This window comes from Ruminococcus sp. AF31-8BH (assembly GCF_003460605.1).
Lineage (GTDB): Bacteria > Bacillota > Clostridia > Lachnospirales > Lachnospiraceae > Blautia_A > Blautia_A acetigignens.
The window spans coordinates 167,437-191,911 of the sequence record NZ_QTVN01000007.1 but is presented as its reverse complement, the minus strand read 5'-3'; the positions used below and the strand labels follow the sequence as shown (position 1 = coordinate 191,911).

Here is a 24,475-nt window from a genome sequence, read left to right as displayed (position 1 = left end):
AAAAGACCCGTCCTTGACAGAACTTCTAAGTCTGTCAAGGACGGGTCCCATAATATACTCACCCGCGGTGCCACCTTGATTCACGATCAATCAATCGTGCTCTTAACGGAATACTATCATACTCCTGACAACTGACGTATGTCTTACGTCGCACGCTACTTGGCATCTGATGCAAAACTCTCTTGGCCATTTCTAAGTCTGCCCTGTTCTGCTTCCTGTCCGCCTTTCAATGCGCCCTCAGCGGCCCATTTGATAAACTGCATTACCATCCGGCTCTCAGCCTCCCGGACTCTCTGTGGGTGCACGATCATCTTTATCCCCGCTTCAACGGTTTAGTCTGTTAAATTGAATTTTTATATAAAATAGCACAGAAAAAATTAATTGTCAAGTATTTTTATATCTTTTACAATTTTTTGCAAATAAAAAACCTGTCCAAAGAAGCATTGAAGCTTGCCCTAGAGCGTGTTTGAAAAAGGCTTTCTGCAAGATGTGCGTCACAATTTGTGGGAGATTTTGTCCGGATGAGGGCGCCGTAGCGGGCTACGGCAACTGAATTCGGGCAAAATATACCGCAAAGTGGGGCGTGCAGATTGCAGGAATGCTTTTTCAAACACGCTCTAGGCAGGTCTTATATAAATTTACTGCTCTTTTTCGTAAAGGAATTCTTCCGGCAGGGTTACGTGGAAATCTTTGGCTACTGCCCGGAAATCATCTGGTGTGATGGTCTGCAGCTTACGTGGAGCCATGGACATTACCTTTACCAGGATCTCAGCGGACTTCTCTACTGTGTGAAGAAGACCAAAGGTCAGGTCAAAGTCCTCTCCGGAGCAGAACATTCCGTGATGTGCCCAGATGACAACATCATATTTTTTCATCAGCTCTGCAGTCTTTACTGCGATCTCTCTTCCGCCTGGCACCATCCAGCCAACAACGCCTACACCATCTGGGAAAACTACCGGGCACTCTGTCGCAGACTCCCACAGCTCTCTTGTAAATACCTTGTCATCCAGAGGAAGCACAAAGGTAAGCGCAATGGTGTTTGTGGTATGTGCGTGATAAATAACACGATGCTTTCCATTTGTCAGCTTTTTCTTTACTTCGTGGTTCATCAGGTGGGTAGGAAGCTCACTGGTTGGGCGGCCGCCTTCTACAAGGCCCCAGCGGATTCTGTAATTAACGCCCTTGTCGTCCAGCTCGATAATAGCCAGGCATGCTTCCGGGTCTACTGCTATATTTCGGAAATATTTGCCGCTTCCGGTTACCAGGAAAAACTCTCCTGCAAGTCCCGGCACCTCTGTGCCGATTGGCTGCCACTCTCCCGGTGCATTCAGACGGGGGCGGATCATTTCTACTTCCTCATTTTTCAGACGATAGCTTAAGTTTCCGCCGTTTCTCTCGTGCCAGCCCTGCTGGAAACCATCGTCTGCCATTTTAATAAAGCCCTTCATAAATTTGGAATCTAAAATCTTCATACCATCTTCTCCTTTTCTCGTATCGCCAATCTTTCCTTCTTTAGAGCCGGTTTGAAAAAACTCCGGAATCAGAAGGCTGGTCGCAATTATGGTCCCCGGCTTTTTGTGAGCCATTCTTCTTTCATGCCTGCCGCAAATTCCGGGTCATGCATGTTGTGGGACCATACGAATACTCTGTGCCAGGCAGTGCCTTTTCTTGTTTCTGACAGGTATTCGGTATGTTTTGTTTGCTTCTTTTTGTTTACAAGCACAGTATAACACTTAACTTGATTTTGAAAAGAACCTGGCTTGCCTTGTTTGCATATTCCCTTTGCAAATAAGGACTCAAAATAAAAGGCTTATTTTGTATTCGAAAAAACTTTCAAAAAAATTTCAACTTTTTTAAAAAAAGCTGTTGACAATTTGCGACAGTTGATAGTATAATAGCAAAGCGAGCTGCGGAAGAGAGATAAATCTTCACAGATTGTATATGGGGTCTTAGCTCAGCTGGGAGAGCATCTGCCTTACAAGCAGAGGGTCATAGGTTCGAGCCCTATAGGCCCCATACTTATGAAATAAATATGGCGAGATAGCTCAGTTGGCTAGAGCACGCGGTTCATACCCGCGGTGTCGAGGGTTCGAATCCCCCTCTCGCTACTTTGCTGATAGTCTTTTATACGCACAGACTTTTCAGCAAATCTTTTCTAAATTGAATATGGCGAGATAGCTCAGTTGGCTAGAGCACGCGGTTCATACCCGCGGTGTCGAGGGTTCGAATCCCCCTCTCGCTACTATAGATGTTGCGAATGGCAGCATCTATTTTTTTGCTTTATTATTAGAGCGTGTTTGAAAAAGGCTCTAACTTACAAATTATACCTGTAGTTTATACTTTCAATATATAAAGGAGTATCTGCATGAACATTGATCCATCCATACGTAAACTTCTTGATAATGAAACAACGATCCACGAAGCACAGATCCGTGCTTTGTTCCAGTCCCTTGACCGCAAGTTTGGTCTTCGGGGAGCTTCTGTACCCATTCGCTTCGGCTACGATGAAGCTTTACTTGGCTCTTATACACCGGCTTCTGCCCACGAGAGGGAAAGCTTTTATTTTTCCCTGCTGTTCATCGGCTATGCAGTAAAAAAGCCACTCTCTAAAGAAGACCGTCTGGATCTCTACAAACACGAATACGCCCATTATATGCAATACAATATGAAAATCCCTGCACAGTATAACTGGCAGTCCGGCAAGCACGGAAGTGCCTGGAAATACTGCTGTTCACTTGTAGGCGCCGCACCAACCCCTTATTATAAAATCGGAGAAAGCCTGTTAAAGCACGATTATGACAAGGCGCTAAAAAATCCAATTCACGATAAAACGGTTCAGATTCGTGACACTTACCGCCGGGAACAGGCTTACCAGAGTACCAGGCACAGCGAAATCAAATTTCAGGTCAATGATGTGGTAGCACATCCGAAATTTGGCGAAGGCATTGTGGAAGAAGTAGTTCAGCTTCCAAATTCCGTCAGGCTGCACATTCGCTTTCCTGACAATGAAGTAAGAAAAATTGATCAGAAGTGGCTGCTGCGATCAAAGCATAAATAGGACTGGCCAACTATCAGCCAGTCCCTTTTTCCTTCTCAAGCACACTCTAATCCACTATCTCACTGCTTTTCAAGACATCTGCAGCATAACCGGCTCATAGGCAATGGAATTTTCGTAATCATATGCCCGGATGCCAATTTCATCCGGCAGATCTGTTTTCTCATACATAATCTTCCATACCCCCTCTTTTGTGTTTTGTGTAGTTTCAGCACTACCACCAACACTGGTCATATTCCAGAGGTTTCCATTTGCGTCTGTCACATCCAGTGCGATATTGGAAGCATCCCCCAGCACCATATAATGAATAGCTGCATATTCTCCAATTTCGGATTCTTCCACTTCCACAGACAGGATTTTCACCTTCCCATCAGCCGTAATAATGCCGTCTTCTGCATTTTTCGGCACATAAGTAACCGTTCTTTTCTGGCTCTTATCTTCCAGCTGGAAAGTAATGTTTGTCCGCATCACATCATCCACACTTTTGGCATCCGGAAGCATAGCTACTCCCACGCAGGAAACAGTAAGATTGCTGCTCTGGTTCCCTTTTACTGCGGAAGAATAAATCATCAGAACATCGTCCTCCTGGGAACGAAAATCACCGGATGCACTGCTGATTCCAAGCTTCTCCCCGAATTCAAAGTGAGCGTTCACCCTTACCACTGTAAGCCCTTTTTCTCCCGCATATTCTTCTATAGTTTGATTACTGTCAATTCCCAGATTGCTTACAGGATCGTCGTAACTGGAATCCTCTCCTACCAGGAAATATTTTCCACGCTCCTTTGCAGCTGCTTCTACCACGATCTGGACACTGTTCTTATCACACAAAGCTTCTTTGACTGTAAAGGTAAGGATGGAGTCCCCATCCTCCTGCTGTACCGGTTCATTTTCAATCAGAGCCTGAGCTTCCTTGGACAGCCTGGCACCTCCATTGCTAAAGAAGCTGGAAATCCCCATATATTTCTCAGCAGCAAAAACGGTGGCCCCAAATGCCATCACAGCTGCAAAGGAAAGGACCAGGCTGCGCTTCCAGTTTTTCCTGTTGGTTCGTCCCCCTGTGCTTCTTGTTTCTTTCTTTTTATCTTCTGTCCTTTCCAGCGTGTCCAATGTCTCATCAATTCTATCCAGTACACATTTTGGTACAGTTGTCTCTTCTGAAAAAATATCAAACAGTTTATCATCCATGAATGTACCCTCCTTCATACTCTGCGCGAAGCTGCTTTCTTGCACGTGAAAGTCTTGTCAGCACTGTATTCTGACTGATTCCCAGAAGTGCTGCAATCTCCTTTACACTAAGTGCCTTGCTGTAATACAAAAGAATCACTGTCTTGTATTTTTCGTCCAGTGACGCCAGGATTTCCTTCCACTCGCAGTCCAGATACCCTGGTTCCTCAAAGGTTCCCTCTTCCATCTCTACAGCAGGAAATACCCGTCCTTTGTGTCGCAGCATTTCATTGCAGTTATTAATAAGAATCCGGATCATCCAGGTTTTGAAATAGGAATCCTTTTTCAAAGTGGAAAGCTTTTCATAGCAATTTAAAATGGTTTCCGAAATGGCATCTGCCACATCCTCATCATTTTTCAGATAGGCCCAGGCGACCTTGTACATGCTCTGGGTGTTCATCCTGATGAGTTGGGAAAACGCATTCGAATCTCCGGATTTTGCCTTTTTCACCAAATTTTCCATAAGGTTCTTTCGCTCCTTTTTTGTGTTCTGCAGTACACGAAATTTATTGCTTTTTCCTTTTACATACATTAGATGGAAAAGGGTGGGGGAATATTTCATGGAATTAAATTTTTCGCTAAAATGGAACTTAGTTAATCAAGGCGGACGCGTTCCCCCAGGTGTGCCGGAACAGCCAATGACGAATTTCGGGATTTGGCTCCGTCGCCTATTGACAGGTGGGGAAGCAAACTCGCCCTATCGGGCTCAGACAGTGCATCCCCACCTGTCGCTTACTCGCCAAATTCCAGAAATTCGCCAATCGTCTGTCCCGGCACACCTGGTGGAACGCTGGCTATTGAAAACTATTCCCGCGATCTGCACATCCGAATATTGCAATGCACAGCGGTGAATTAACGGCTAAGGGCGCACCTGAAATGACCTGCTTAGGAGTAACAGGTGTCCAGAGGCTGTGCATCGGCTGGAATTCCCCTTAATGCCAGTAAATAAGTATCAGTCTGAATTCCCTCTCAGTGCCAGTGAAGAAGTATCGTTTTAGCACATTCTCCTTACCAGTAACCAGTGAGTTCGCAATGTATATTCGTGAGCAGGTCATTTCAGGAGCGCTTTTAACGTAGACGAGATCCACTGTCTACGAAGACTTAACATCGAAGGCTCTCCTGAGATGTTTAGTCGCAGTTGACAGTTAGCTCGGCGAAGTGTTGCGACGACCTGCGATGAATATACATTGCGAACTCACGTCCTGCTAACAATTGCTTCACTAAATTACGTTTAATTGAATTGAAAGGAGCCGGCACCTGTAATCTACATTACAACTGCCAGCTCCTTTTCCCTATAACTTATTCATCTTAGAGCGTGTTTGCACATTATTTAAAGTACTCAACACCGGACTCAAAGATCTGAATATCCTGCTGTCCGTAAATATTGATAGCAACACCATTGTCACGACGCTCACTGTGAGCCATCTTACCAAGAACACGTCCATCCGGGCTTGTAATACCCTCGATGTTGTAGGTAGAACCATTGATATTGGACTCTTCAGACTGATCCAGATCTCCATTTGGATTTACATACTGTGTAGCCACCTGACCATTTGCAAGAAGCTTTGCAAGCCACTCATCATTTGCTACAAAACGTCCCTCACCGTGAGAAGCCGGGTTGCAGTATACGCCGCCAAGAGCAGCTTTCTGCAGCCATGGTGATTTGTTGCTTACTACCTTGGTGTAAACCATCTTGGAAATATGGCGTCCGATGGTGTTGTAGGTCAGTGTCGGAGAATCCTCCTTCTGTCCGCAGATCTCACCGTACGGAACAAGTCCCAGCTTGATCAGTGCCTGGAATCCGTTACAGATACCAAGTGCAAGACCGTCTCTCTCATTTAACAGCTTCATAACCGCCTCTTTGATCTTTGCATTCTGGAAAGCGGTTGCAAAGAACTTAGCGGATCCATCCGGCTCATCACCGGCAGAGAAGCCGCCTGGGAACATGATCATCTGTGCCTGGTCAATAGACTTCTCAAAGATCTCCACAGAATCGCGGATATCTTCTGCACTTAAATTCTTAAATACCTTAACATCAACCTCAGCGCCTGCTCTCTCAAAAGCACGGGTGCTGTCGTATTCGCAGTTGGTTCCCGGGAATACCGGAATGAATACACGAGGTTTTGCTACTTTATGCTTGCATACGTAGATCTTCTTTGTATTGTAAACACCGTTCTCATAGGTTGCTTCTTCCTCTTCCGGTTTCACCCAAATTGCTTTCGGGCCATCGTTTGTCTCTCCTGAAACAGTCTTAAATACTTTCTCCAGAGTGCCTGTCCATGCATTGTATGCCTCTGCCAAAGTAATCTCCACATTTCCATAGGAGAATTTACCATCAGCTGTTACCTCACCGATTACAGTGTAAGTAATGGAAAGCTCTCCAACCTTTTCAGCCGGAACCTCCAGAACCAGATCACCGAAGCCAGGAGCAAAGAAATCTCTCGGATCCAGATTATGCTCGATCTTTACACCCATCGCATTACCGAATGCCATTTTGCTAACAGCTGCTGCAATACCATGACGATCAAGTGCATAAGCAGAAACAACCTTTCCTGCCTGCATATCATTATGGAGCTTTTCATACTGATTCATAATACCTGCATAGTCCGGTAAATCGTACTGATCCTTTGGTGCACGAAGCCATACCAGTTTGTTACCAGCCTTCTTCAGTTCAGGTGTAATTACATCCTGAAGCTTGGCAACATCTACAGCGAAAGAAACCAGTGTCGGCGGAACATCAATATCATTGAAGGTTCCGGACATACTGTCCTTGCCTCCGATAGATGGAAGGCCAAAGCCCATCTGTGCTGCATAGGCACCAAGAAGTGCTGCAAAAGGCTGGCTCCATCTCTTTGGATCTTCTGTCATGCGACGGAAATATTCCTGGAAGGTGAAACGGATTTTCTTATAATCACCGCCTGCTGCCACAATTCTTGCAACAGATTCCGTCACTGCATAGGCAGCTCCATGATATGGGCTCCAGGAGGATAAATATGGATCAAAGCCATAGCTCATCATGGTTACAGTATTTGTAGTTCCATTCTGTACAGGTACCTTGGCAACCATTGCCTGAGTCTCTGTAAGCTGGTTTTTACCACCATAAGGCATAAGCACGCTTCCTGCACCAATAGAGCTGTCAAACATCTCTACAAGCCCCTTCTGGGAGCATACATTCAGGTCTGCCAGTGTAGCAAGCCATTTTTCTTTCACATCAGCTACATCCGGACGTTCTTCAAAAAGGTTTCCCTCTTTACCTGGAATTTCAACTTCTACGGTTGTCTCCTGATGTGCACCGTTGGTATCAAGGAATGCACGGGAAATATTAACAACCTCTTTGCCTCTCCAGGAAAGTACCAGTCTTGGCTCTTTTGTTACAACAGCAACCGGAACTGCTTCCAGGTTCTCTTCATTTGCAAAGCCAAGGAATTTATCTACATCTTCCGGCGCAACAACTACTGCCATACGCTCCTGGGACTCGGAAATTGCAATTTCAGTACCGTCAAGGCCAGCATATTTCTTCGGAACCTTATCAAGGTCGATCTGAAGTCCAGGTGCCAGTTCTCCAATTGCTACAGATACACCGCCTGCACCAAAGTCATTACATTTCTTAATGATATGGCTAACTTCCTCACGACGGAACATACGCTGAATCTTACGCTCTGTAGGTGCGTTTCCTTTCTGTACCTCAGCGCCGCAGACTTCAATGGAAGCCTCTGTATGCACCTTGGAGGAACCGGTAGCACCACCGATACCGTCACGTCCTGTACGTCCGCCAAGGAGGATGATAATATCTCCCGGATCAGAGTTCTCACGGATAACTGCACGTCTTGGAGCAGCACCCATAACGGCACCGATTTCCATACGTTTCGCAACGTAGTTCGGATGATAGATTTCTTTTACATAGCCTGTAGCAAGACCGATCTGGTTACCATAGGAGCTGTATCCATGAGCAGCACCGCGAACCAGCTTCTTCTGAGGCAGCTTTCCCTTGAGCGTTTCTTTCACGGAAACAGTAGGATCTGCTGCTCCGGTTACACGCATTGCCTGATATACATAGGTACGTCCTGAAAGCGGATCTCGGATAGCACCGCCAAGACAGGTAGCTGCACCACCAAACGGCTCAATTTCAGTAGGATGGTTATGTGTCTCATTCTTAAAGTTGATCAGCCATTCCTCTTCTTCTCCATTTACATCAACAGGAACTACAATACTGCAGGCGTTGATCTCATCGGACTCTTCCTGATCCTGAAGCTTGCCTTCGGATTTCAGCTTTTTCATGGCCATAAGGGCAAGGTCCATCAGGCACACGAATTTATCGTCCCGTCCTTTATAAAGGACTTCTCTGTCAGCAAGATATTTGTGATAAGTATCCACGATAGGAGCTTTGTAATCGCCCTCGTCAAATTTTACATCTGTAAGTTCTGTAGAGAAAGTGGTGTGACGGCAGTGGTCGGACCAGTAGGTATCCAGCACACGGATCTCTGTCATGGACGGATCACGCTTCTCCTCGTTTTTGAAATAGTTCTGAATGTGAAGGAAATCCTTGAAGGTCATTGCAAGGTTCAGGGAACTGTAAAGCTCTTTTAAAGGAGCCTCCTCCATATCGCGGAAGCCGTCGAAGATCTTCACATCTTCCGGATCCTTGAACTCTGCAACCAGTGTCTCCGGCTTCTCAAGTCCGGTCTCACGGGAATCTACCGGGTTGATGCAGTGGCTCTTGATTGCCTCAAACTCTTCCTCTGTAATGTCACCCTCGATCACGTAGGTGGTAGCAGAGCGGATGATCGGCTGTGCGTTCTCATCTAAGAACTGGACGCACTGTACCGCAGAATCTGCTCTCTGGTCGAACTGTCCCGGAAGGAACTCTACAGAAAAAATACGGGTGCCGTCTGCTGCCTCAAATTTCTCCAGGTAAAGATCATCTACCGGAGGCTCAGCAAATACTGTATGGCATGCTTTTTCAAATACATCATCGGAAATATTCTCAACATCATAGCGGATCAGTTCCCGCACATTTGTTACAGTCTTAATGCCCAGATAAGAACTGATCTCATGCTTTAGTTCTTTGGCTTTTACGGCAAAGGATGGTTTCTTTTCTACGTATACTCGTCTTACGTTACTCATTGGAAAACTCCTTTCGTGAATATAAAATATCATCAGGTGCCAGAGCCCGTAAAAAATCCGCTCTTGCACATCGTCACTTATTATAGTATCATAGCTTTTATCATAAGTAAAATTAATATATCTTATATTATTTATTAATTTAACTTATTATTTTTCAGTTTGCAAGGCGTACAATACTCTTTAATGGATTCGGAGATTTCATACATGGATGTCAATCTTGAATTATATAAGTGCTTTTACTACGTAGCCACTACATTAAGCTTTTCTGAGGCCTCCCGCCAGCTTTTTATTTCCCAGTCTGCAGTAAGCCAGGGAATCAAGGCTCTGGAAAAAAAACTGGGGCGGGAACTGTTTTACCGAAGTACCAAAAAAGTATCTCTTACTCCGGAAGGCGAAATACTTTTCCAGCACGTAAAGCCGGCTTTGGAAATGATTTCCCAGGGAGAAGCGCAGCTGCTTGCAGAAGATGAGCTTCAGGGACAGCTGAGGATCGGGGCAAGCGATACCATCTGCCGTTATTTTCTGATTGATTACCTGAAACGCTTTCATCAGGATTATCCCGGTGTGCGGATCAAGGTCACAAACAGCACCTCCATCGGCTGCGTGGAGCTTCTGGAAAATCGCCAGGTAGATCTGATTGTATGCAACTTACCTAACTCACGGCTTATCCAGCATATGAAGGTTCAGGTGGTAAAGGAATTTCAGGATATTTTTGTCGCCAATCCGGACTTTTTCCCCCTTGAAGGGAAGGCTCTTGAGCTAAAAAAGCTGATGGAATATCCTCTTCTCACACTTTCATCCAAAAGCACAACAAGCGAATATCTTCATCAGTTTTTCGCAGCACACAAACAGAACCTGATTTCAGAGGTTGAGCTTAACAGCAATGATCTGCTTATTGATCTGGCCCGCATTGGTCTGGGAATCGCCTGTGTTCCCGATTATATGCTGGCTTCTTTACATGGACAGGAGGCTTCCCTGATGCAGGTTACCTTAAAGCAACAGCTGCCGCCCAGACAATTGGCACTGGTATATCACGAAAACCTGCCTTTATCGCAGGCTGCACAGAAGTTTTTCGACTATTTTTCTGCAAAAATGCAATAAATACCGTTTTTTAGCATATTTCGATAGCTAAATACTGCTATATCATGTACAATATAAATATAGTTAGGCAGATGTTCACAATCTGCTTTGCTACTTGCATATAACCAGATAACAGCTTTGCAGTTTTGGTTAAATTATTGCAACAATATGGAGGTATTTAACTTATGGATCTTTCAACTTTAGTAAAAATGTCAAACACTTACGGCAGCAATCCCGCTTATGTTCTTGCAGGAGGCGGAAATACTTCTGTAAAGAATGACACCACCCTTTATGTAAAGGGCTCCGGTACACAGCTTGCCACAATCAAGGCAGAAGAATTTGTGGAAATGAGCCGTGCACGTCTCAATGAAATCATGAAAACAGAATATCCGGGAAATGACACAGAGCGTGAAGCTGCATATCTTGCAGATGTAATGGCTGCAGTAACAGATGCGGATAAAACAAAGCGTCCAAGTGTAGAGGCCTTGCTTCACAATTTATTTGCCTACACCTATGTGCTGCATGTTCATCCTACACTTGTAAATGGTCTGACATGTGGTAAAGGCGCAAGTACACTTTCCAGGCAGCTTCTTGGAAACGAGGTTCTCTGGATCGACATCTGCAAACCGGGATACACACTTGCACGTATTTGCTATGAGAAGATGAACGCTTACAAAGAAGAATTCGGAAAAGACGTTCAGGTTCTTCTGCTTCAGAATCATGGTATTTTTGTTGCCGCCAATACAGTAGAAGAGATTGGCGTTTTATTTGACAGCGTGATCTCCAGGCTTGAAAAGCAGGTAAAAAGAACAGCCGACGTAACCGATGCTGTTACACCGGAAAAAGAAGCTGCTGCACAGAAGCTTTCCCAGTTACTTGGACATGCGGTGGAGGTTGTTCCGGCCGCTGAAGCTGATAACTTCGTAAAAAATAAGGAAACTGCTGCACCGCTTCTGAAGCCTTTCACTCCCGATCACATTGTATATTGCGGCCCGTATCCTTTATTTGTTGAAAACATAGATCAGGCGAAGGAAGCACTGGATGCGTTTATGACCAAAGACGATAAGGAACCAAGATTAATTCTGGTTCAGGATGTTGGTGCGTTTATTATGGAGGATGATAAAGGCAAAGCTGCCAAGGCTCAGCTTCTGGCTAAGGATGCTATCAAGCTTGCTGTATATGCCCAAAGCTTTGGCGGTCCTCTGCAGATGACAGATGATATTACATATTTCATCACACATTGGGAGGCAGAGGCTTACCGCAGTAAGAAATAAATAAAAGAAAAGATTCTGGTAAAAACAGGAGATTACGTCTTGTTTCTACACAGAATCTTTTTTATTTGCTATAGCTTTCGCATTTCTTTACTGAGGCATAACAGCCTCTGCGGCCTCGATGTACGGGTTATCAATCTCATCGAATGCGCCTTCATCTACCTTGGCTGCATAGGCCGGGTCAATTGGCATCTTGCCAAGTACCGGAACATTTAAGGATGCTGCAATCTCATCAATGTGGCTCTCACCAAATACCTTCAGTTCCTTACCGCAATCCGGACATTTCACATAGCTGTAGTTCTCCACAAGTCCTAAAACCGGCACATTCATCATTCCAGCCATATTGTATGCCTTCTTCACGATCATGCTTACCAGATCCTGAGGAGAGGTTACAATCACGATTCCCTCAATCGGAAGGGACTGGAATACAGTCAGCGGAACATCGCCTGTTCCTGGCGGCATATCTACAAAGAGGTAGTCTACATCGCCCCAGATAACATCTGTCCAGAACTGTTTTACCATGTTTCCAAGAATCGGTCCACGCCAGATTACAGGAGTGTCCTCAGTTGGAAGAAGCAGGTTGATGGACATGACCTTGATTCCATTCTTAGTTTCCATTGGGAAAATGCCGCTGTCGTTTGCCTGGGCAGCACCTTTCAGGCCGTACATTTTCGGGATGGACGGACCAGTGATGTCTGCGTCAAGGATTCCTACCTTGTAGCCTTTCTTTGCCATTCTGTTGGCCAGGGAAGCGGTCACGAAGGATTTGCCGACGCCGCCCTTACCGCTTACAATGCCGATCACATGCTTTACATCTGACATTGGGTTCATTTCCGCCTGCATGCTCTGCGGATTTTTCTTGCTGGCACAGCCTTCACAGCTTGATTTGTCGCAAGTCTTGCTGTCACATTCTTTTGCCATTTCTCTATATCTCCTTTTTCATTATATTCATAGATCACTTCATAAATCTGTCAATTGCACGTTCCAGTTCCTTGATGGCATCCTTGTCTCCATGCTCCACTGCATCTACGATACAGTGCTCAATATGATCCTGCAGAATGATCTTGCCTGTATTATTGATGGCAGATTTCACTGCGGAAAGCTGGATCAGAACCTCGCTGCAGTCCCGGCCGTCCTCCACCATGCGCTTGATGGATTCCAGATGCCCGATTGCCCGGGAAAGGCGGTTCAGTACAGCCTTGGTCTGTGCATGACTGTGATGATGTCCGTGTTCTCCATGGGAATGGGTGACTGTGGTCCCATCATCCAGAACATGGGTGTGAATATGCGCTTCCCCATCTTCATGGGAATGGTTTGGGGTATTTTCCTCGATCATGTCATCCTCCTTTAACTGCCAGGCATTCCGCTGCCGATGCAGCCCTGTGTCCGGCTTTTTTCCTTTGAAGCACGTCCAATTATTATAACATAGTTTGGCAGATTATGCACTATTTCCTGTAAAATATACCCGGGAAAATTCCCACCAAAGCTTATCCAAAATTACGGGAATGATTTTTTGGCACGCTCTAGATTTCCGTAAAGGAACACCTCTGCTTAATCTGTGAGGTGAGAATGTCAAACACAATGGTTCCGTCTGCAAGAACCGTCTTTTCGTAGGATACTTCCTTTCCTTTGAATTTATTCTTCACATATTCTTCCGGGTCTTCAATTTCTATTTCGTCCACAAATACATCCCGCATCTGATTCCTTGGACACTTGTTAAAAATCTCCCAGATTACTTCATATTCTTTCATTCCTATTCTCCTAATCATTCAGCAAATACTCTCAACAGCATTGGTTACATCCATTATAGATATTTTGTATTTTTTTGTCAAAAATAATTGCACTTCTTCTAATAATGTCGTATCATAGAAATATTAAAATCAGTCGAAGCAAATCGAAAAGGAGAATTGAGCCATGCAGCTTTTAAAAGATCGAATTCTGAAAGATGGCGTTGTGAAGCCAGGTAATATCCTGAAAGTAGACAGCTTTCTCAATCACCAGATGGACATTGATCTGATTAATGAAATCGGAAAAGAATTTAAAGCACGTTTTTCAGATTGTCCCATTACCAAAATTCTTACTATCGAGGCTTCCGGTATCGGCATTGCCTGTATTGCAGCCCAGTATTTCCATGTTCCGGTAGTATTCGCCAAGAAGTCCCAGAGTGTGAATCTGGACGGTGAAATGTACTGTACCAAGATTGAGTCCTTCACTCATAAGAAGGTATATGATGTTATTCTTTCCAAGAAATTCCTTGGACCTGAGGATCATGTACTTCTGATTGATGATTTTCTTGCCAACGGCTGTGCACTTCTTGGTCTGATCGATATTGTGAAGAAGTCAGGCGCCACTCTTGAGGGAGCAGGAATTGTAATCGAGAAAGGTTTCCAGCAGGGCGGACAGCAGATTCGTGATATGGGCGTTCGTCTGGAATCTCTTGCCATCATCGATTCCATGACAGATGATTCCCTGACTTTCCGGGAATAAAATCTTTAGGAAAAACCTCTCTTTCTGTAATGGGAGATTCCAACGGAATTTCCTATTACGAAAAAATATCCTGTCAAATCACTTCGTCACCAAATGCGTTGTGATTTGTACAGGATATTTTTATTATAAATGTTCTTCTTTCACAGACGGAACTTCTTCGGTTGTAATCTCAGGACCATCCCCTGAAGCAGGAGCCGCGTTTTTCCCATCTGTAGTCTTCTTATTATCTGGCGCAGGACTTGCTTCTGGAACCCCCGTTACTTCTGCTGCAGGAGTAGGGCTTACTTCCTCCGGTGCAGGTGAAACTTCCGGTGTCAGCGTAGGCGAAGCTTCCGGGATCTGTGTAGGAGAAGCTTCCGGCGCAATCATCTCCGCCAGATAGAATCCATTGTCCACAAGAATCTGGTAATTGTCCTTGTCGATCAGTTTTCCGTCACAGGTCACAGTGCCGATGATCTTCACCCCGTTGTCATACTGGGAGTAATTGCTGACTTCCACGTCATCGCCCTTCAGATAAGTGTCCACAAGGGTCGCACACGCCTCTGCAAGGTCTCTTCTGTCCATCATCACAGTAAATCCCATTTTGCCCTCTGCAACGCTTTTCACGGCGTCTGCATCTGCATTTAGCCCTGTGATCAGAGGCCAGTTCTCATCTCCCGGATAAATCTCCTCATTTTCCAGAATGTCCATTGCAGCCAGGGCGAAAACATCGGAAGCAGTACAGATAATATCCGGTGTCTTTTCCAGAGAATAGAATTCACTGATCACAGAATTCAGCTGTGTCATGGCATCAGCTGTATTTTCATCCGCAATTCCATTCTGGTCAAAGGTAGTTCTTCCGGAACGGCACACCAATGTGCCATCCTCCACATATTCTCCCAAAACCTCCATGATTCCGTTAAACAAAAACAGGGAAGCATCGTCATCCAGGGAGCCCATCAGAAACTCGATGGTGCGGCAGCCTCTGTCCTCCCGGACTTTATCCAGCTCTGCCTGCTTCACAATGTTTTTGCCAATCTCATTTCCAATGGCACGGGTATTAAAGGTCACATAATATTTGATCTTATCCGTATCCATGATCAGATCATCATAATCAATGACCGGAATAGACTGATCAGACGCCTCCTGAAGCACATCAGATAAAGAATAGGGATCCACAGGTGAGATCACAAGTGCCTTCAGATTCTCATCCTGCAACAGCTCCCGAATCTGGCTGATCTGGGTATCTGCATCCTCTTTGGCGAAATAAAGGGCTGCGTCATAACCATTCTCCTCAAGACGGGATTTCAGCTCTGCACGCTCCAGACTGCCGTTCATATCACTTCTCTCTTCTGGCAGCAAAATTCCAATCTTGTCCAGAACTACTTCCGGTGCCTGATCTTCTCCACTGCTTTCCTCTGTGCTGCCATCCGTTTCTTCTGCATCGGATTTTTTGTCCTGGTCTTTTCCTTCTGCTTCTGTAGATTCTCCGTTTCCTTCTTTTTCTGTTTCCACGCTCTCCTTTACTGCCTGGGTGGCCTCATTTTTGCCGCAGCCGGCAAGGAACGCACTGCAAACAAGAAGTCCGGTAAGAATTCCTGCGATTTGCCTTTTCATAAAAAGTCCTTTCTGTTATTTATATTCTTTCAAAATACCCTTCAGATAATCCCGGTATGCCTGCACAGCCTTTTTGGGCTTCACAATCACCGCATCACGTCCCAGACCTGCCAGCCAGCCGAAAAACTGCGGAGTCTCCTCTGCATAAAATGCTGCAGTAAAAGTACCGGATTCCTTCTCTTTATACTGGGCACGGTTTCCAAGAGCCTCTGTGATCTCATCTTTTCTTTTGCTGCTGTAAAGAAGCTTCACCGGCTTGTCATCCTCCGAATCGGAAAATGGGAGAAGCCAGTCCGGTCTGGAGTTCTTCTGTACCGGAGGCATCTCTGCCGCATCTGCGGCTTCTGGAATTTCTACTGCCGCAGTCTGGGAGCGCTCTTCCCGTACACCATCTGCCAGCGCTTCTGTCGCTGCTTTTTGTCCGGTTACATAATAACCTGTGGACTTTCCTCTTTTGAACTTAATGTCCATGCCAAAGCTTCTAAGCACTTCCATGTCATCATAAATACTTTTTCTTTCTGCACTTATCCCATATTCCTGGAGTCTGCCCAGGATTTCCTGCATGGTGCAGGGATGGGTCTCATCGGTTCCCTGAAGAATTTTTTCAAGATAAAGGATTTTCGCTTTCTGATTCGTTGATTTTGCCATATCGTTCCCCTTATTTCTTATCTGTGTGTATATTTCTGTCTGCTTTTTCTGAATGTTTCTGAAAAATCAGCTTTCTTTTACAAATCTGTGGTATACGTAGTCGTTTGCAGCCTTCTCTTCTGTGTCATCAAGAGGTGCAAGCTCCACTGCTTTGCCATACTTTTTCTCAAGCGCGTGAGCGATCAGCCAGTCTGCCAGCTGCGGGTTCTTGGGAAGCAGCGGGCCGTGAAGATAGGTTCCGATCACGTTCTTATAAACTACGCCCTCATAGCCTGTCTGGCCGTCGTTTCCGGAGCCGTACAGAACTTTTCCAAGGGGCTTGCAGTTGTTGATGCAGGTCCTTCCGCCGTGGTTCTCAAAGCCTACGATGGGCATGTCAAAAAGGTCGCTTTTCAGCACGATGTTGCTGATCAGGCGTCCCTCGCCCTGCTCGGTATAAAGATCCACCAGATCAAGGCCTGTGATGGTTCCCTGTTCGGTCTTGTAGTATTTGCCGAGAAGCTGATAGCCGCCGCAGATGGCGATAACTACGCCGCCGTCTTCCACATATTTCTTGAAATCCGGCTGGATCTCTTTGAGCTTCTCGCAGACCAGCATCTGCTCCCTGTCGGAGCCTCCGCCCAGAAGCACAATGTCCAGTCTGGAAAAATCAATTTTGTCGCCTAACTCAAATGCAATTGTCTCTGCCTCGATTCCGCGCCACTGGCAGCGTCTCATCAGGCACTGAATGTTTCCTCTGTCTCCGTACAGGTTCAGGAGATCCGGATATAAATGTCCGATCGTCAGCTTCATTCCTTTTCTCCCTCCATTTTCTTCAGTATATTGTGAGTACCAAACAGTGCAGTGTAGTTTACCAGCACGTATAGGTTGCCCACGCCGTCTGCAATACGCTTGCGGATGGCTGTCTCCACATCTGCCTCCAGCTGCACCGGAATGTCCACATATTTCATACGCAGGCGCATATCCTGGCAGCGGATTCCGCTGACTGTAATGGAATGGATGCTCTCATCTCCCAGAAGGTCAAAGTCCACATCCCAGAGCCAGGAAATATCGGTGCCGTCCTGGGCATTGTCGTTAATGGTAATAATAATATCCTTGGGTGATTTATCCTGCATCACTGCGGAAATATTCTGGTTAAAGCCTGCCGGGTTCTTGGCAAGGTTCAGCATAACCCCTGTGCCCTTAATGCGGAACTGCTCCATACGGCCGTTCTCCGGATTAAACCCATTTAACATATCCTGGAAATGCTCCCCGGAAAAACCAGCAGTGCGAAGTCCTGCATAGGCAGCCAGAATATTGTATACATTGTAAAAGCCCTTGTAATTGGCTGTAAGGTGCTTGTCCTCCACCTGGAAGGAAAGCTGGTCGCCTACCTTTACATCATGGGCATCATACTGGATCGCCGGTCTTGCAAAACCGCAGGACGGGCATTTATAATCCCCTAACTGGCTGTAATGGTAAAAGCTGTATTCCAGCTTGGCTCCGCACTTCTTGCAGAAACGTCCCTCACGGATCTCGTTTGCGGCACTTTTCTGGACCGGTTTGCTGATTCCATAGGTAATGTACGGATTGCCGCTGTCCATGGCAAGGTACGCGGAAAGTGCATCATCAACATTGACGATGACCTGCATCTTTGGCACTGTGCGGATCATCTCTTCCAGAATATTCATGGTAATATCGATTTCCCCGTAACGATCCAGCTGATCACGGAACAGGTTTGTAAGAAGCATGTAGTCCGGCTTCAGGCCTGGGAATACATGCCTTGTGGAAGCCTCGTCAACCTCGATGCAGGCGTAATCTGCATCCAGCCTGCCTGTAGGTCCGGCAGCAAGCACAAAAGCCGCTACAACGCCGTTCAGCATATTGGAGCCGGTATGATTGCACACTACCTTCTGGCCTTCCCTTTCCAACGCCGCACAAAGCATATTGTTGGTTGTTGTTTTTCCATTGGTTCCGCAGGTTACGAAGATTTTGCCCCGGATCTGGGAGGAAAGGTCTTCCAAAATATGGGGATTGATCTTCAGTGCGATCTTGCCTGCCCAGGTAACACCCTGGCGTCCCATTTTCCTGCAGATAAAGCCTGCAGATTTCGCCGCACATACGGCTGCCATTGTTCTTATATTCATGTGTATTCTAATCCTTTTTCAAGTGTTGTGTTCGTTGTAATAGTAATGCTATTCCAGATTTTCTGAGATCAGGGTATCTGTGCAAACGCCCTTTGCCCCTGCTTTCACATACTCTCTGGCTTTCTCTTCATCATTTATGGTATAAATATATACCAAAATGTCCCGTTCGTCAAAAATTTTCTGCACATCTTCAGACCAATACTCGCAGTACAGGCTGACAGCCTGAATTTGGTTAGCCTGACAAAAATCAGCAATGTCGTTCAGCTCCTCTATGGAATACTCCTGCCACAGAGAATAGAGATAGGCCGGGAACTTGTACACAAGCGTTGTGCCGGAATACATGGCAGAATTGTAAAGCTCCGGGATGATCTGCCCCAGCGTGTGCTCCAGCCCTGCATTAATTGCAATTTCCCGGTACTGTGCATAGTCCTCCAGGGTCCGCTGATAATTGCGCACAGAATACTGTTTGGAATCTATGGTCACAAATGCATCCGGATATTCGTCCAGGAGCTTCAGAAGGTCTTCGAAGGACATTGGCGTATATTTCCCGTAAATGGGTGTGTTCAGAAATTCTTCTGCGGAAAGTACTTTCTTTTTGTCCCCTTCCCACTGTCCCATAGGTTCCTTCCAGTTATGGCGGCATACCCATACTCCATCGCTGGTCTGGGATAAATCCACCTCAAAAAAGCGGCAGCCCTTGTCGTAATGGTTGATAAAGCTTTCCCGGGAATTTAAATAAGTGTAGCCATCAAGGCCACCCAGCGCGTGGGTTATGATATTGTAATTTTCCCAGTTAAATTCCGGCGTATTCACAGCAATTTCTTCTTTGGCATTCCCATATGGGACAGAACCTGTAAAGAGGCAGGCTGCCAGAAGGATTTCGATCAACAGTATAATTCTTTTCACGAATGCCTCCATATAGAAAAAAAGAGATATCTACGAAACGTAAATATCTCTTTTAATATGATCAGTAATTCAGTTTCGGATTAAACCAGCTCGATGAGCACTTCCATAGCGCCATCACCTTTACGCTGTCCAATCTTAACGATTCTGGTGTATCCACCGTTACGGTTAGCGTATTTTGGTGCGATCTCCTCGAACATTTTCTTAACCATATCTACTTCTTTAGTGTTTTTCTTCTTGCCAGCGCCCTTAGCCGGAACTTCTTTAACCGGGTAGAACACTTTCATCATCTGACGACGAGCGTGAAGTCTGGAAGGAGCGTCTTTTGTGATCTGCTTCTCAACTTCGTCATATACGGTTTTCTTCTTTCCGTCTACAACTTCTTTCACTCTCTTGCCTTCAGCGTCTTTTCTTGCAACCTTAGCTGTTACAGTAACAGTCTCAAAGTTGTCTTTCTCGCGAACTGCCATAGCAACAAGACCCTCAGCGATTTTGCGGATCTCTTTTGCTTTCGCTTCTGTTGTAACAATCTTGCCGTTGTATAACAGGTTTGTTACCTGGTTTCTTAACAGAGCTTTTCTCTGGTCAGCTGTTCTGCTTAATTTTCTATATTTTGCCATTTTAATTTTCCTCCATCTGTGGGACAGCAGTCCACGCTTGTTCGGTCTTACTGGACTGCTGCTTAGCAAATCCCCACTGTAATATGCTTACGAAGTGTCTTTGCAATCACTGCGATGCAGCGGTTCTTACTCCTCTGTTGGCTGAAGCTGTAAGCCCAGCTCTTTCAACTTGGCAAGTACTTCCTCTAAAGACTTACGTCCAAGGTTACGTACTTTCATCATGTCGTCGGAAGTCTTGTTGCAAAGCTCTTCAACTGTATTGATACCAGCTCTCTTCAGACAGTTATAAGAACGTACGGAGAGCTCAAGTTCATCAATGCTCATTTCAAGAACTTTTTCTTTCTCATTGTCTTCTTTCTCGATCATAACCTCAGCGGTCTTCGCATTCTCGGAAAGGTCAATGAAAAGGCTTAAATGCTCGCTTAATACCTTAGCAGCAAGGCTTACTGCCTCATCAGGATCCAGCGTGCCGTTTGTGTATACATCAAGTGTCAGCTTATCAAAGTCAGTCACCTGTCCTACACGTGTATTCTGCACGACCATGTTGACTCTGTCAACCGGGCTGTAGATCGCATCAACTGCAATCACGCCGATCGGCATGTCATCAGATTTGCCCTTATCCGCACTCACATATCCGCGGCCTTTTGTAATGGTAAGTTCCATTGCAAGTCTGCAATCCTTACCACCGTTTAAGGTAGCGATTACCTGATCCGGATTCATGATCTCGATATCCTGGTCAGCCTGAATATCAGCAGCTGTTACAACACCTTTGCCCTCACACTCGATGTATGCGGTCTTCGGCTCATTGTCAGCACTGTTATTCTTGATTGCAAGACTCTTCAGATTCATGACGATCTCTGTCACGTCTTCTTTCACGCCCGGGATTGAGCTGAATTCGTGAAGGACACCGCCAATCTTAACCTGGCTTACTGCTGCTCCCGGCAGGGAGGACAGCATAATTCTTCTAAGAGAATTGCCAAGTGTCGTACCGTAACCTCTCTCAAGAGGCTCTACAACGAATCTTCCAAATTTTTTATCTTCAGATATCTCGGTAATTTCGATTTTTGGTTTATTAAAATCAAACACTATAAGTTTCCCTCCTTCTGGGTATTCAACATGTTGAGGGTATTATTAGGGCTCATTATTTGGAGTACAACTCGACGATAAGCATCTCATTTACAGGAACGTCGATTTCTTCTCTTGTAGGAAGCTCTTTAACAACGCCCTTAAGGTTCTCCTGATCAGCCTCAAGCCAGTTCGGAACAAGTCTTCCGCCTGTTACTTCCAGGATTCCTTTGTATCTCTCAGAACCTTTGCATTTCTCTTTGATCTCGATGCTGTCACCAGCTTTTACAAGATAAGAAGGAATGTTTACGCATTTTCCGTTTACAAGAACATGCTTGTGGTCAACGATCTGACGAGCTTCTTTTCTTGTTCTTGCGAATCCCATACGGAAAAGAACATTGTCAAGTCTGGACTCAAGCATGATCATCAGGTTCTCACCAGTCTGACCTTTCATTCTGTCTGCTTTCTTGTAGTAGTTACGGAAAGGTTTCTCCAGAACGCCATAAATGAATTTAGCTTTCTGTTTTTCTTTTAACTGAAGACCGTACTCAGATACTTTACGGTTTGCACGTTTTAACTGTCTTGTGGATTTTTTATCAATTCCTAAATAAATTGGATCCATTCCAAGGGATCTGCATCTTTTCAGGACCGGTGTTCTATCTACTGCCATCTTGGCTTACCTCCTAATTCAATTAGACTCTTCTACGTTTTGGTGGACGGCATCCGTTGTGCGGAACCGGAGTTACGTCACGGATACTTGTTACTTCAAGACCGCATGCCTGAAGGGCACGGATAGCAGCCTCACGACCTGATCCTGGTCCTTTAACCATTACGTCTACTGTTTTTAATCCATGAATTAAAGCAGCCTTTGTTGCAGTCTCAGCTGCCATCTGTGCTGCATAAGGGGTAGATTTCCTTGAACCTCTAAATCCCAGACCGCCGGCACTTGCCCATGAAAGAGCATTTCCTTCGTTGTCAGTCAGAGTAACAATTGTGTTGTTAAAAGAAGACTGGATATGTGCCTGTCCGTGTTCAACGTTTTTCTTGACACGACGTTTTGTAGTCGCTTTCTTAGTTGTTTTTGCCATTTTAAAACTAACCTACGCTTTCCTTAATCAATTAAAATTTATAGTTAGGATACTGAATTATTTCTTCTTATTTGCTACTGTTCTCTTCGGACCTTTGCGAGTTCTTGCATTAGTCTTAGTCTTCTGACCACGAACCGGAAGTCCTTTACGATGACGGATTCCTCTGTAGCATCCGATTTCCTGCAGTCTCTTAATGTTCAGGGCGATTTCTCTACGAAGATCACCTTCTACCATCATTGTCTCATCAATGACAGCCTGAAGTCTCTTAACTTCATCATCAGTCAGGTCTCTGACACGTGTGTCAGGATTTACATTTGCCTGAGCAAGGATTTTGTCTGCACTTGGTCTTCCGATACCATAAATATAGGTAAGACCGATTTCAATTCTTTTCTCTCTTGGTAAGTCTACACCAGCTATACGAGCCATGTACTGTTTCCTCCATTTTCTTTACTGAAAGTCCTGCGTCCTGTACACCACTTGTATCAGATACAAGGTGAAATGGGGTGCATCTTAACGCACTCTTTCTTCTTTTTTAGTTCCTAATTGGGGTGCCTCGGTAAAACACCCAGCTGCTTTTGGCGATTCGCAGCCTTTCCGAAATTTGCGGCCAACGGGCCAACGTTGCCTCCGGTATTAGGCAATACATGCTTAGTTCATTATTTGTCAGATGTTACAACCCGTCCGGGTGTTCCATCTACAGCCGCATTCACAAACTAATCGGATTCATCAACCCTGACGCTGTTTGTGTTTTGGATTCTCACAGATAATTCTGATAGAACCTTTTCTCTTAATGACCTTGCATTTCTCGCAGATCGGTTTTACAGATGATCTTACTTTCACTGGAAATCCTCCTTCCGTAAAATATAGCATTAAAATCTGCAGTTTAGGCGCAGCTATACATAGGTACAGGCGCGTCCGCATTGTATTGTAGCATTATGGTCTACAAAATGCAAGCAGTTTTTTTATTTATTTGCAAATTTTTTTCATCTTTTTGGAAATCCGCTCCCATAAGATGAGAAACGAATAGAAAAACTCCTACATCCGGGAATCTGGGATTCACAGAGGCAGGAGCTTCGTTTTATAAAATCATTTTCTATTATAGAAGAATAAGCGAATAATGATTATTTATCTCTCCAGATGATTCTTCCCTTGGAAAGATCATATGGGGAAAGCTCCATTGTTACTTTGTCTCCCGGAAGAATACGGATAAAGTTCATGCGCAGCTTGCCACTGATGTGTGCAAGTACAACATGCTTGTTCTCAAGTTCCACTTTAAACATTGCGTTTGGCAGCTTCTCTAAAACAGTGCCTTCTACTTCAAGTACATCTACTTTTGACATTTTATACCTCCTGTATCGCCTTATATAATGATGTCAGGGTCAGAATCCTTTCCCTGATTCAAGTCTGGTGCCTGAAGCATCAGAACTTTGTGAGTGTCAGAATCTCCGGTTCGCCATCTGTAATCAGTATGGTGTTCTCATAATGTGCGGAAAGGGAACCATCCATGGTCACCACTGTCCATTCGTCATCCAGCCAGCATACATCTGCCCTGCCCATATTGATCATAGGCTCAATGGCAAGCGTCATGCCTGGAAGTAATTTCACTCCCCTGCGTTTCTGAGGGAAGTTGGGAATCTGCGGATCCTCGTGGAGATGGGTACCAATCCCATGTCCTACCAGATCTCGTACAATACCATAACGGTATTTTGCCGCATACGCGCCGATTGCCTTGGAAATATCATTGAGATGATTTCCTGCTTTCGCGAATTTTATTCCTTCAAAGAAGCACTGCTTGGTTACGTCCATAAGCTGCTTGGCTTCTTTGGAAACTTCTCCGACTGCATAAGTACGGGCCGCATCAGAATGATATCCTTTGTAGATCAGACCTGCATCGATCTTTACCAGATCACCATCCTGGATAATTTTGTCCTCCGAAGGAATTCCGTGGACCACTTCATCATTCAGGCTGATGCAGAAGGAGCCAGGAAAGCCTCCATAATTCAGAAAGTTCGGAATGCATCCCATGGAGCGGATCATATCTTCACCGATACGGTCGATCTCCTTGGTGCTCATTCCCGGTTTGATATAAGGGATCAGTCCGTCATGGACCTTTTCCAGAAGATGTCCAGACTCCCTCATAAGTTCAATTTCTTGTGCTGTTTTTATTGAAACTGACATTACTTCTTAT

Annotated in this window: 25 protein-coding genes, 3 tRNA genes and 2 pseudogenes; 8 read left to right on the top strand and 22 right to left on the bottom strand. The window is 45.2% G+C overall.

Going from position 1 to position 24,475, the window contains the following annotated elements; genetic code table 11:
* Positions 1-155: 155 nt before the first annotated feature.
* Together DWZ38_RS22240 and DWZ38_RS23500 are read right to left on the bottom strand one after the other, a co-directional pair.
* A complete protein-coding gene (locus tag DWZ38_RS22240) occupies positions 156-311 on the bottom strand; it encodes a hypothetical protein (RefSeq protein WP_021924804.1) in 156 nt (51 codons plus the stop codon).
* 92 nt (positions 312-403) lie between these two features.
* Positions 404-550: pseudogene (locus DWZ38_RS23500) on the bottom strand (DUF6783 domain-containing protein); the annotation flags it as partial.
* On the opposite strand from DWZ38_RS23500, the pseudogene DWZ38_RS23495 reads away from it, so the two are divergent.
* Positions 488-721: pseudogene (locus DWZ38_RS23495) on the top strand (DUF6783 domain-containing protein). The pseudogenes DWZ38_RS23500 and DWZ38_RS23495 sit on opposite strands and share 63 nt — an antisense overlap.
* Here the strand turns inward: DWZ38_RS23495 and rhaD are convergent.
* Positions 639-1,472 carry a rhamnulose-1-phosphate aldolase gene (gene rhaD / locus DWZ38_RS10765; protein WP_117852666.1) on the bottom strand — a complete coding sequence of 278 codons (834 nt, stop codon included), beginning with the start codon at positions 1,470-1,472 and terminating at the stop codon, positions 639-641. The pseudogene DWZ38_RS23495 and the gene rhaD sit on opposite strands and share 83 nt — an antisense overlap.
* A gap of 471 nt (positions 1,473-1,943) precedes the next feature.
* On the opposite strand from rhaD, the gene DWZ38_RS10760 reads away from it, so the two are divergent.
* The 4 genes from DWZ38_RS10760 to DWZ38_RS10745 all read left to right on the top strand — a co-directional run bounded on the left by DWZ38_RS10760 (position 1,944) and on the right by DWZ38_RS10745 (position 3,058).
* Positions 1,944-2,016 (top strand) — tRNA-Val (locus DWZ38_RS10760).
* 18 nt (positions 2,017-2,034) lie between these two features.
* Positions 2,035-2,108 (top strand) — tRNA-Met (locus DWZ38_RS10755).
* A gap of 60 nt (positions 2,109-2,168) precedes the next feature.
* Positions 2,169-2,242: transfer RNA gene (locus DWZ38_RS10750), tRNA-Met, on the top strand.
* Between the two features lie 123 nt (positions 2,243-2,365).
* Positions 2,366-3,058 carry a hypothetical protein gene (locus DWZ38_RS10745; RefSeq protein WP_117852596.1) on the top strand — a complete coding sequence of 231 codons (693 nt, stop codon included), beginning with the start codon at positions 2,366-2,368 and terminating at the stop codon, positions 3,056-3,058.
* A 69-nt stretch (positions 3,059-3,127) separates the two neighbouring features.
* On the opposite strand, the gene DWZ38_RS10740 is transcribed toward DWZ38_RS10745, so the two are convergent.
* The 3 genes from DWZ38_RS10740 to DWZ38_RS10730 all read right to left on the bottom strand — a co-directional run bounded on the left by DWZ38_RS10740 (position 3,128) and on the right by DWZ38_RS10730 (position 9,403).
* Positions 3,128-4,240, bottom strand: a complete 1,113-nt coding sequence (locus DWZ38_RS10740; protein WP_021924472.1) for a hypothetical protein — start codon at positions 4,238-4,240, stop codon at positions 3,128-3,130.
* Positions 4,233-4,742, bottom strand: coding sequence for a sigma-70 family RNA polymerase sigma factor (locus tag DWZ38_RS10735; protein WP_021924471.1), 510 nt, complete (start codon positions 4,740-4,742; stop codon positions 4,233-4,235). The genes DWZ38_RS10740 and DWZ38_RS10735 overlap by 8 nt, the downstream gene beginning before the upstream one ends.
* A gap of 863 nt (positions 4,743-5,605) precedes the next feature.
* Positions 5,606-9,403, bottom strand: coding sequence for a phosphoribosylformylglycinamidine synthase (locus tag DWZ38_RS10730; RefSeq protein WP_117852594.1), 3,798 nt, complete (start codon positions 9,401-9,403; stop codon positions 5,606-5,608).
* 204 nt (positions 9,404-9,607) lie between these two features.
* Between DWZ38_RS10730 and DWZ38_RS10725 the strand changes: the two genes are divergently transcribed.
* Complete coding sequence (locus tag DWZ38_RS10725) at positions 9,608-10,504, top strand: LysR family transcriptional regulator (protein WP_117852592.1); 897 nt, start codon at positions 9,608-9,610, stop codon at positions 10,502-10,504.
* Between the two features lie 164 nt (positions 10,505-10,668).
* Positions 10,669-11,757, top strand: a complete 1,089-nt coding sequence (locus DWZ38_RS10720; protein ID WP_117852590.1) for a class II aldolase/adducin family protein — start codon at positions 10,669-10,671, stop codon at positions 11,755-11,757.
* An 87-nt stretch (positions 11,758-11,844) separates the two neighbouring features.
* On the opposite strand, the gene DWZ38_RS10715 is transcribed toward DWZ38_RS10720, so the two are convergent.
* The 3 genes from DWZ38_RS10715 to DWZ38_RS10705 form a co-directional block, all read right to left on the bottom strand.
* Positions 11,845-12,675, bottom strand: coding sequence for an Mrp/NBP35 family ATP-binding protein (locus DWZ38_RS10715; RefSeq protein WP_117852587.1), 831 nt, complete (start codon positions 12,673-12,675; stop codon positions 11,845-11,847).
* Positions 12,676-12,709: 34 nt separating this feature from the next.
* On the bottom strand, positions 12,710-13,090 hold the full coding sequence (locus DWZ38_RS10710; RefSeq protein WP_021924652.1) for a metal-sensing transcriptional repressor: 381 nt from the start codon (positions 13,088-13,090) through the stop codon (positions 12,710-12,712).
* 187 nt (positions 13,091-13,277) lie between these two features.
* On the bottom strand, positions 13,278-13,505 hold the full coding sequence (locus DWZ38_RS10705) for a hypothetical protein (protein ID WP_021924653.1): 228 nt from the start codon (positions 13,503-13,505) through the stop codon (positions 13,278-13,280).
* 163 nt (positions 13,506-13,668) lie between these two features.
* On the opposite strand from DWZ38_RS10705, the gene DWZ38_RS10700 reads away from it, so the two are divergent.
* Positions 13,669-14,241: a xanthine phosphoribosyltransferase gene (locus tag DWZ38_RS10700; protein WP_021924654.1), complete on the top strand. Its 573-nt coding sequence runs from the start codon at positions 13,669-13,671 to the stop codon at positions 14,239-14,241.
* 123 nt (positions 14,242-14,364) lie between these two features.
* Here the strand turns inward: DWZ38_RS10700 and DWZ38_RS10695 are convergent, their stop codons facing one another.
* From DWZ38_RS10695 to map, 13 genes are all read right to left on the bottom strand, one after another.
* Entirely contained in the window at positions 14,365-15,837 is a 1,473-nt protein-coding gene (locus DWZ38_RS10695) for a substrate-binding domain-containing protein (protein ID WP_117852585.1), read from the bottom strand.
* A gap of 15 nt (positions 15,838-15,852) precedes the next feature.
* The gene (locus DWZ38_RS10690) at positions 15,853-16,485 is read right to left on the bottom strand and encodes a WYL domain-containing protein (RefSeq protein ID WP_117852583.1); all 633 of its coding nucleotides are present in this window, start codon (positions 16,483-16,485) and stop codon (positions 15,853-15,855) included.
* Positions 16,486-16,551: 66 nt separating this feature from the next.
* Positions 16,552-17,277: a hypothetical protein gene (locus tag DWZ38_RS10685; RefSeq protein WP_021924657.1), complete on the bottom strand. Its 726-nt coding sequence runs from the start codon at positions 17,275-17,277 to the stop codon at positions 16,552-16,554.
* Positions 17,274-18,611, bottom strand: a complete 1,338-nt coding sequence (locus tag DWZ38_RS10680; RefSeq protein WP_117852581.1) for a MurT ligase domain-containing protein — start codon at positions 18,609-18,611, stop codon at positions 17,274-17,276. Before DWZ38_RS10680 ends, DWZ38_RS10685 begins: the two co-directional genes overlap by 4 nt.
* A gap of 48 nt (positions 18,612-18,659) precedes the next feature.
* On the bottom strand, positions 18,660-19,517 hold the full coding sequence (locus DWZ38_RS10675) for a phosphatidylinositol-specific phospholipase C/glycerophosphodiester phosphodiesterase family protein (protein ID WP_243000234.1): 858 nt from the start codon (positions 19,515-19,517) through the stop codon (positions 18,660-18,662).
* A gap of 80 nt (positions 19,518-19,597) precedes the next feature.
* Complete coding sequence (locus tag DWZ38_RS10670) at positions 19,598-20,134, bottom strand: bL17 family ribosomal protein (RefSeq protein ID WP_117852577.1); 537 nt, start codon at positions 20,132-20,134, stop codon at positions 19,598-19,600.
* Between the two features lie 126 nt (positions 20,135-20,260).
* Positions 20,261-21,220, bottom strand: a complete 960-nt coding sequence (locus DWZ38_RS10665) for a DNA-directed RNA polymerase subunit alpha (RefSeq protein ID WP_117852575.1) — start codon at positions 21,218-21,220, stop codon at positions 20,261-20,263.
* A 55-nt stretch (positions 21,221-21,275) separates the two neighbouring features.
* On the bottom strand, positions 21,276-21,869 hold the full coding sequence (gene rpsD / locus DWZ38_RS10660; protein ID WP_117852573.1) for a 30S ribosomal protein S4: 594 nt from the start codon (positions 21,867-21,869) through the stop codon (positions 21,276-21,278).
* A gap of 22 nt (positions 21,870-21,891) precedes the next feature.
* A complete protein-coding gene (gene rpsK / locus DWZ38_RS10655; protein ID WP_117852570.1) occupies positions 21,892-22,287 on the bottom strand; it encodes a 30S ribosomal protein S11 in 396 nt (131 codons plus the stop codon).
* A 57-nt stretch (positions 22,288-22,344) separates the two neighbouring features.
* Entirely contained in the window at positions 22,345-22,713 is a 369-nt protein-coding gene (gene rpsM / locus DWZ38_RS10650; RefSeq protein ID WP_117852568.1) for a 30S ribosomal protein S13, read from the bottom strand.
* A 300-nt stretch (positions 22,714-23,013) separates the two neighbouring features.
* Complete coding sequence (gene rpmJ, locus DWZ38_RS10645) at positions 23,014-23,127, bottom strand: 50S ribosomal protein L36 (RefSeq protein WP_003022746.1); 114 nt, start codon at positions 23,125-23,127, stop codon at positions 23,014-23,016.
* A 281-nt stretch (positions 23,128-23,408) separates the two neighbouring features.
* Positions 23,409-23,627, bottom strand: a complete 219-nt coding sequence (infA, locus tag DWZ38_RS10640; RefSeq protein ID WP_117852566.1) for a translation initiation factor IF-1 — start codon at positions 23,625-23,627, stop codon at positions 23,409-23,411.
* A gap of 79 nt (positions 23,628-23,706) precedes the next feature.
* Positions 23,707-24,465 (bottom strand): type I methionyl aminopeptidase, encoded by a 759-nt coding sequence (gene map, locus DWZ38_RS10635; protein ID WP_117852563.1) that lies wholly within the window; start codon positions 24,463-24,465, stop codon positions 23,707-23,709.
* Positions 24,466-24,475 lie beyond the last annotated feature (10 nt).

What these genes read in the sequence shown, in the direction of transcription:
- infA (WP_117852566.1), bottom strand. Translation starts at nt 23,627, where the DNA reads ATGTCAAAAGTAGATGTACTTGAAGTAGAAGGCACTGTTTTAGAGAAG.
- DWZ38_RS10745 (WP_117852596.1), top strand. Translation starts at nt 2,366, where the DNA reads ATGAACATTGATCCATCCATACGTAAACTTCTTGATAATGAAACAACG.
- DWZ38_RS10735 (WP_021924471.1), bottom strand. Translation starts at nt 4,742, where the DNA reads ATGGAAAATTTGGTGAAAAAGGCAAAATCCGGAGATTCGAATGCGTTT.
- DWZ38_RS10700 (WP_021924654.1), top strand. Translation starts at nt 13,669, where the DNA reads ATGCAGCTTTTAAAAGATCGAATTCTGAAAGATGGCGTTGTGAAGCCA.
- DWZ38_RS10725 (WP_117852592.1), top strand. Translation starts at nt 9,608, where the DNA reads ATGGATGTCAATCTTGAATTATATAAGTGCTTTTACTACGTAGCCACT.
- DWZ38_RS10740 (WP_021924472.1), bottom strand. Translation starts at nt 4,240, where the DNA reads ATGGATGATAAACTGTTTGATATTTTTTCAGAAGAGACAACTGTACCA.
- DWZ38_RS10720 (WP_117852590.1), top strand. Translation starts at nt 10,669, where the DNA reads ATGGATCTTTCAACTTTAGTAAAAATGTCAAACACTTACGGCAGCAAT.
- rpsD (WP_117852573.1), bottom strand. Translation starts at nt 21,869, where the DNA reads ATGGCAGTAGATAGAACACCGGTCCTGAAAAGATGCAGATCCCTTGGA.
- DWZ38_RS22240 (WP_021924804.1), bottom strand. Translation starts at nt 311, where the DNA reads ATGATCGTGCACCCACAGAGAGTCCGGGAGGCTGAGAGCCGGATGGTA.
- rpsM (WP_117852568.1), bottom strand. Translation starts at nt 22,713, where the DNA reads ATGGCTCGTATAGCTGGTGTAGACTTACCAAGAGAGAAAAGAATTGAA.
- rpsK (WP_117852570.1), bottom strand. Translation starts at nt 22,287, where the DNA reads ATGGCAAAAACAACTAAGAAAGCGACTACAAAACGTCGTGTCAAGAAA.
- DWZ38_RS10670 (WP_117852577.1), bottom strand. Translation starts at nt 20,134, where the DNA reads ATGGCAAAATATAGAAAATTAAGCAGAACAGCTGACCAGAGAAAAGCT.
- map (WP_117852563.1), bottom strand. Translation starts at nt 24,465, where the DNA reads ATGTCAGTTTCAATAAAAACAGCACAAGAAATTGAACTTATGAGGGAG.
- DWZ38_RS10685 (WP_021924657.1), bottom strand. Translation starts at nt 17,277, where the DNA reads ATGAAGCTGACGATCGGACATTTATATCCGGATCTCCTGAACCTGTAC.
- DWZ38_RS10690 (WP_117852583.1), bottom strand. Translation starts at nt 16,485, where the DNA reads ATGGCAAAATCAACGAATCAGAAAGCGAAAATCCTTTATCTTGAAAAA.
- DWZ38_RS10710 (WP_021924652.1), bottom strand. Translation starts at nt 13,090, where the DNA reads ATGATCGAGGAAAATACCCCAAACCATTCCCATGAAGATGGGGAAGCG.
- DWZ38_RS10730 (WP_117852594.1), bottom strand. Translation starts at nt 9,403, where the DNA reads ATGAGTAACGTAAGACGAGTATACGTAGAAAAGAAACCATCCTTTGCC.
- DWZ38_RS10680 (WP_117852581.1), bottom strand. Translation starts at nt 18,611, where the DNA reads ATGAATATAAGAACAATGGCAGCCGTATGTGCGGCGAAATCTGCAGGC.
- DWZ38_RS10695 (WP_117852585.1), bottom strand. Translation starts at nt 15,837, where the DNA reads ATGAAAAGGCAAATCGCAGGAATTCTTACCGGACTTCTTGTTTGCAGT.
- DWZ38_RS10715 (WP_117852587.1), bottom strand. Translation starts at nt 12,675, where the DNA reads ATGGCAAAAGAATGTGACAGCAAGACTTGCGACAAATCAAGCTGTGAA.
- DWZ38_RS10705 (WP_021924653.1), bottom strand. Translation starts at nt 13,505, where the DNA reads ATGAAAGAATATGAAGTAATCTGGGAGATTTTTAACAAGTGTCCAAGG.
- rhaD (WP_117852666.1), bottom strand. Translation starts at nt 1,472, where the DNA reads ATGAAGATTTTAGATTCCAAATTTATGAAGGGCTTTATTAAAATGGCA.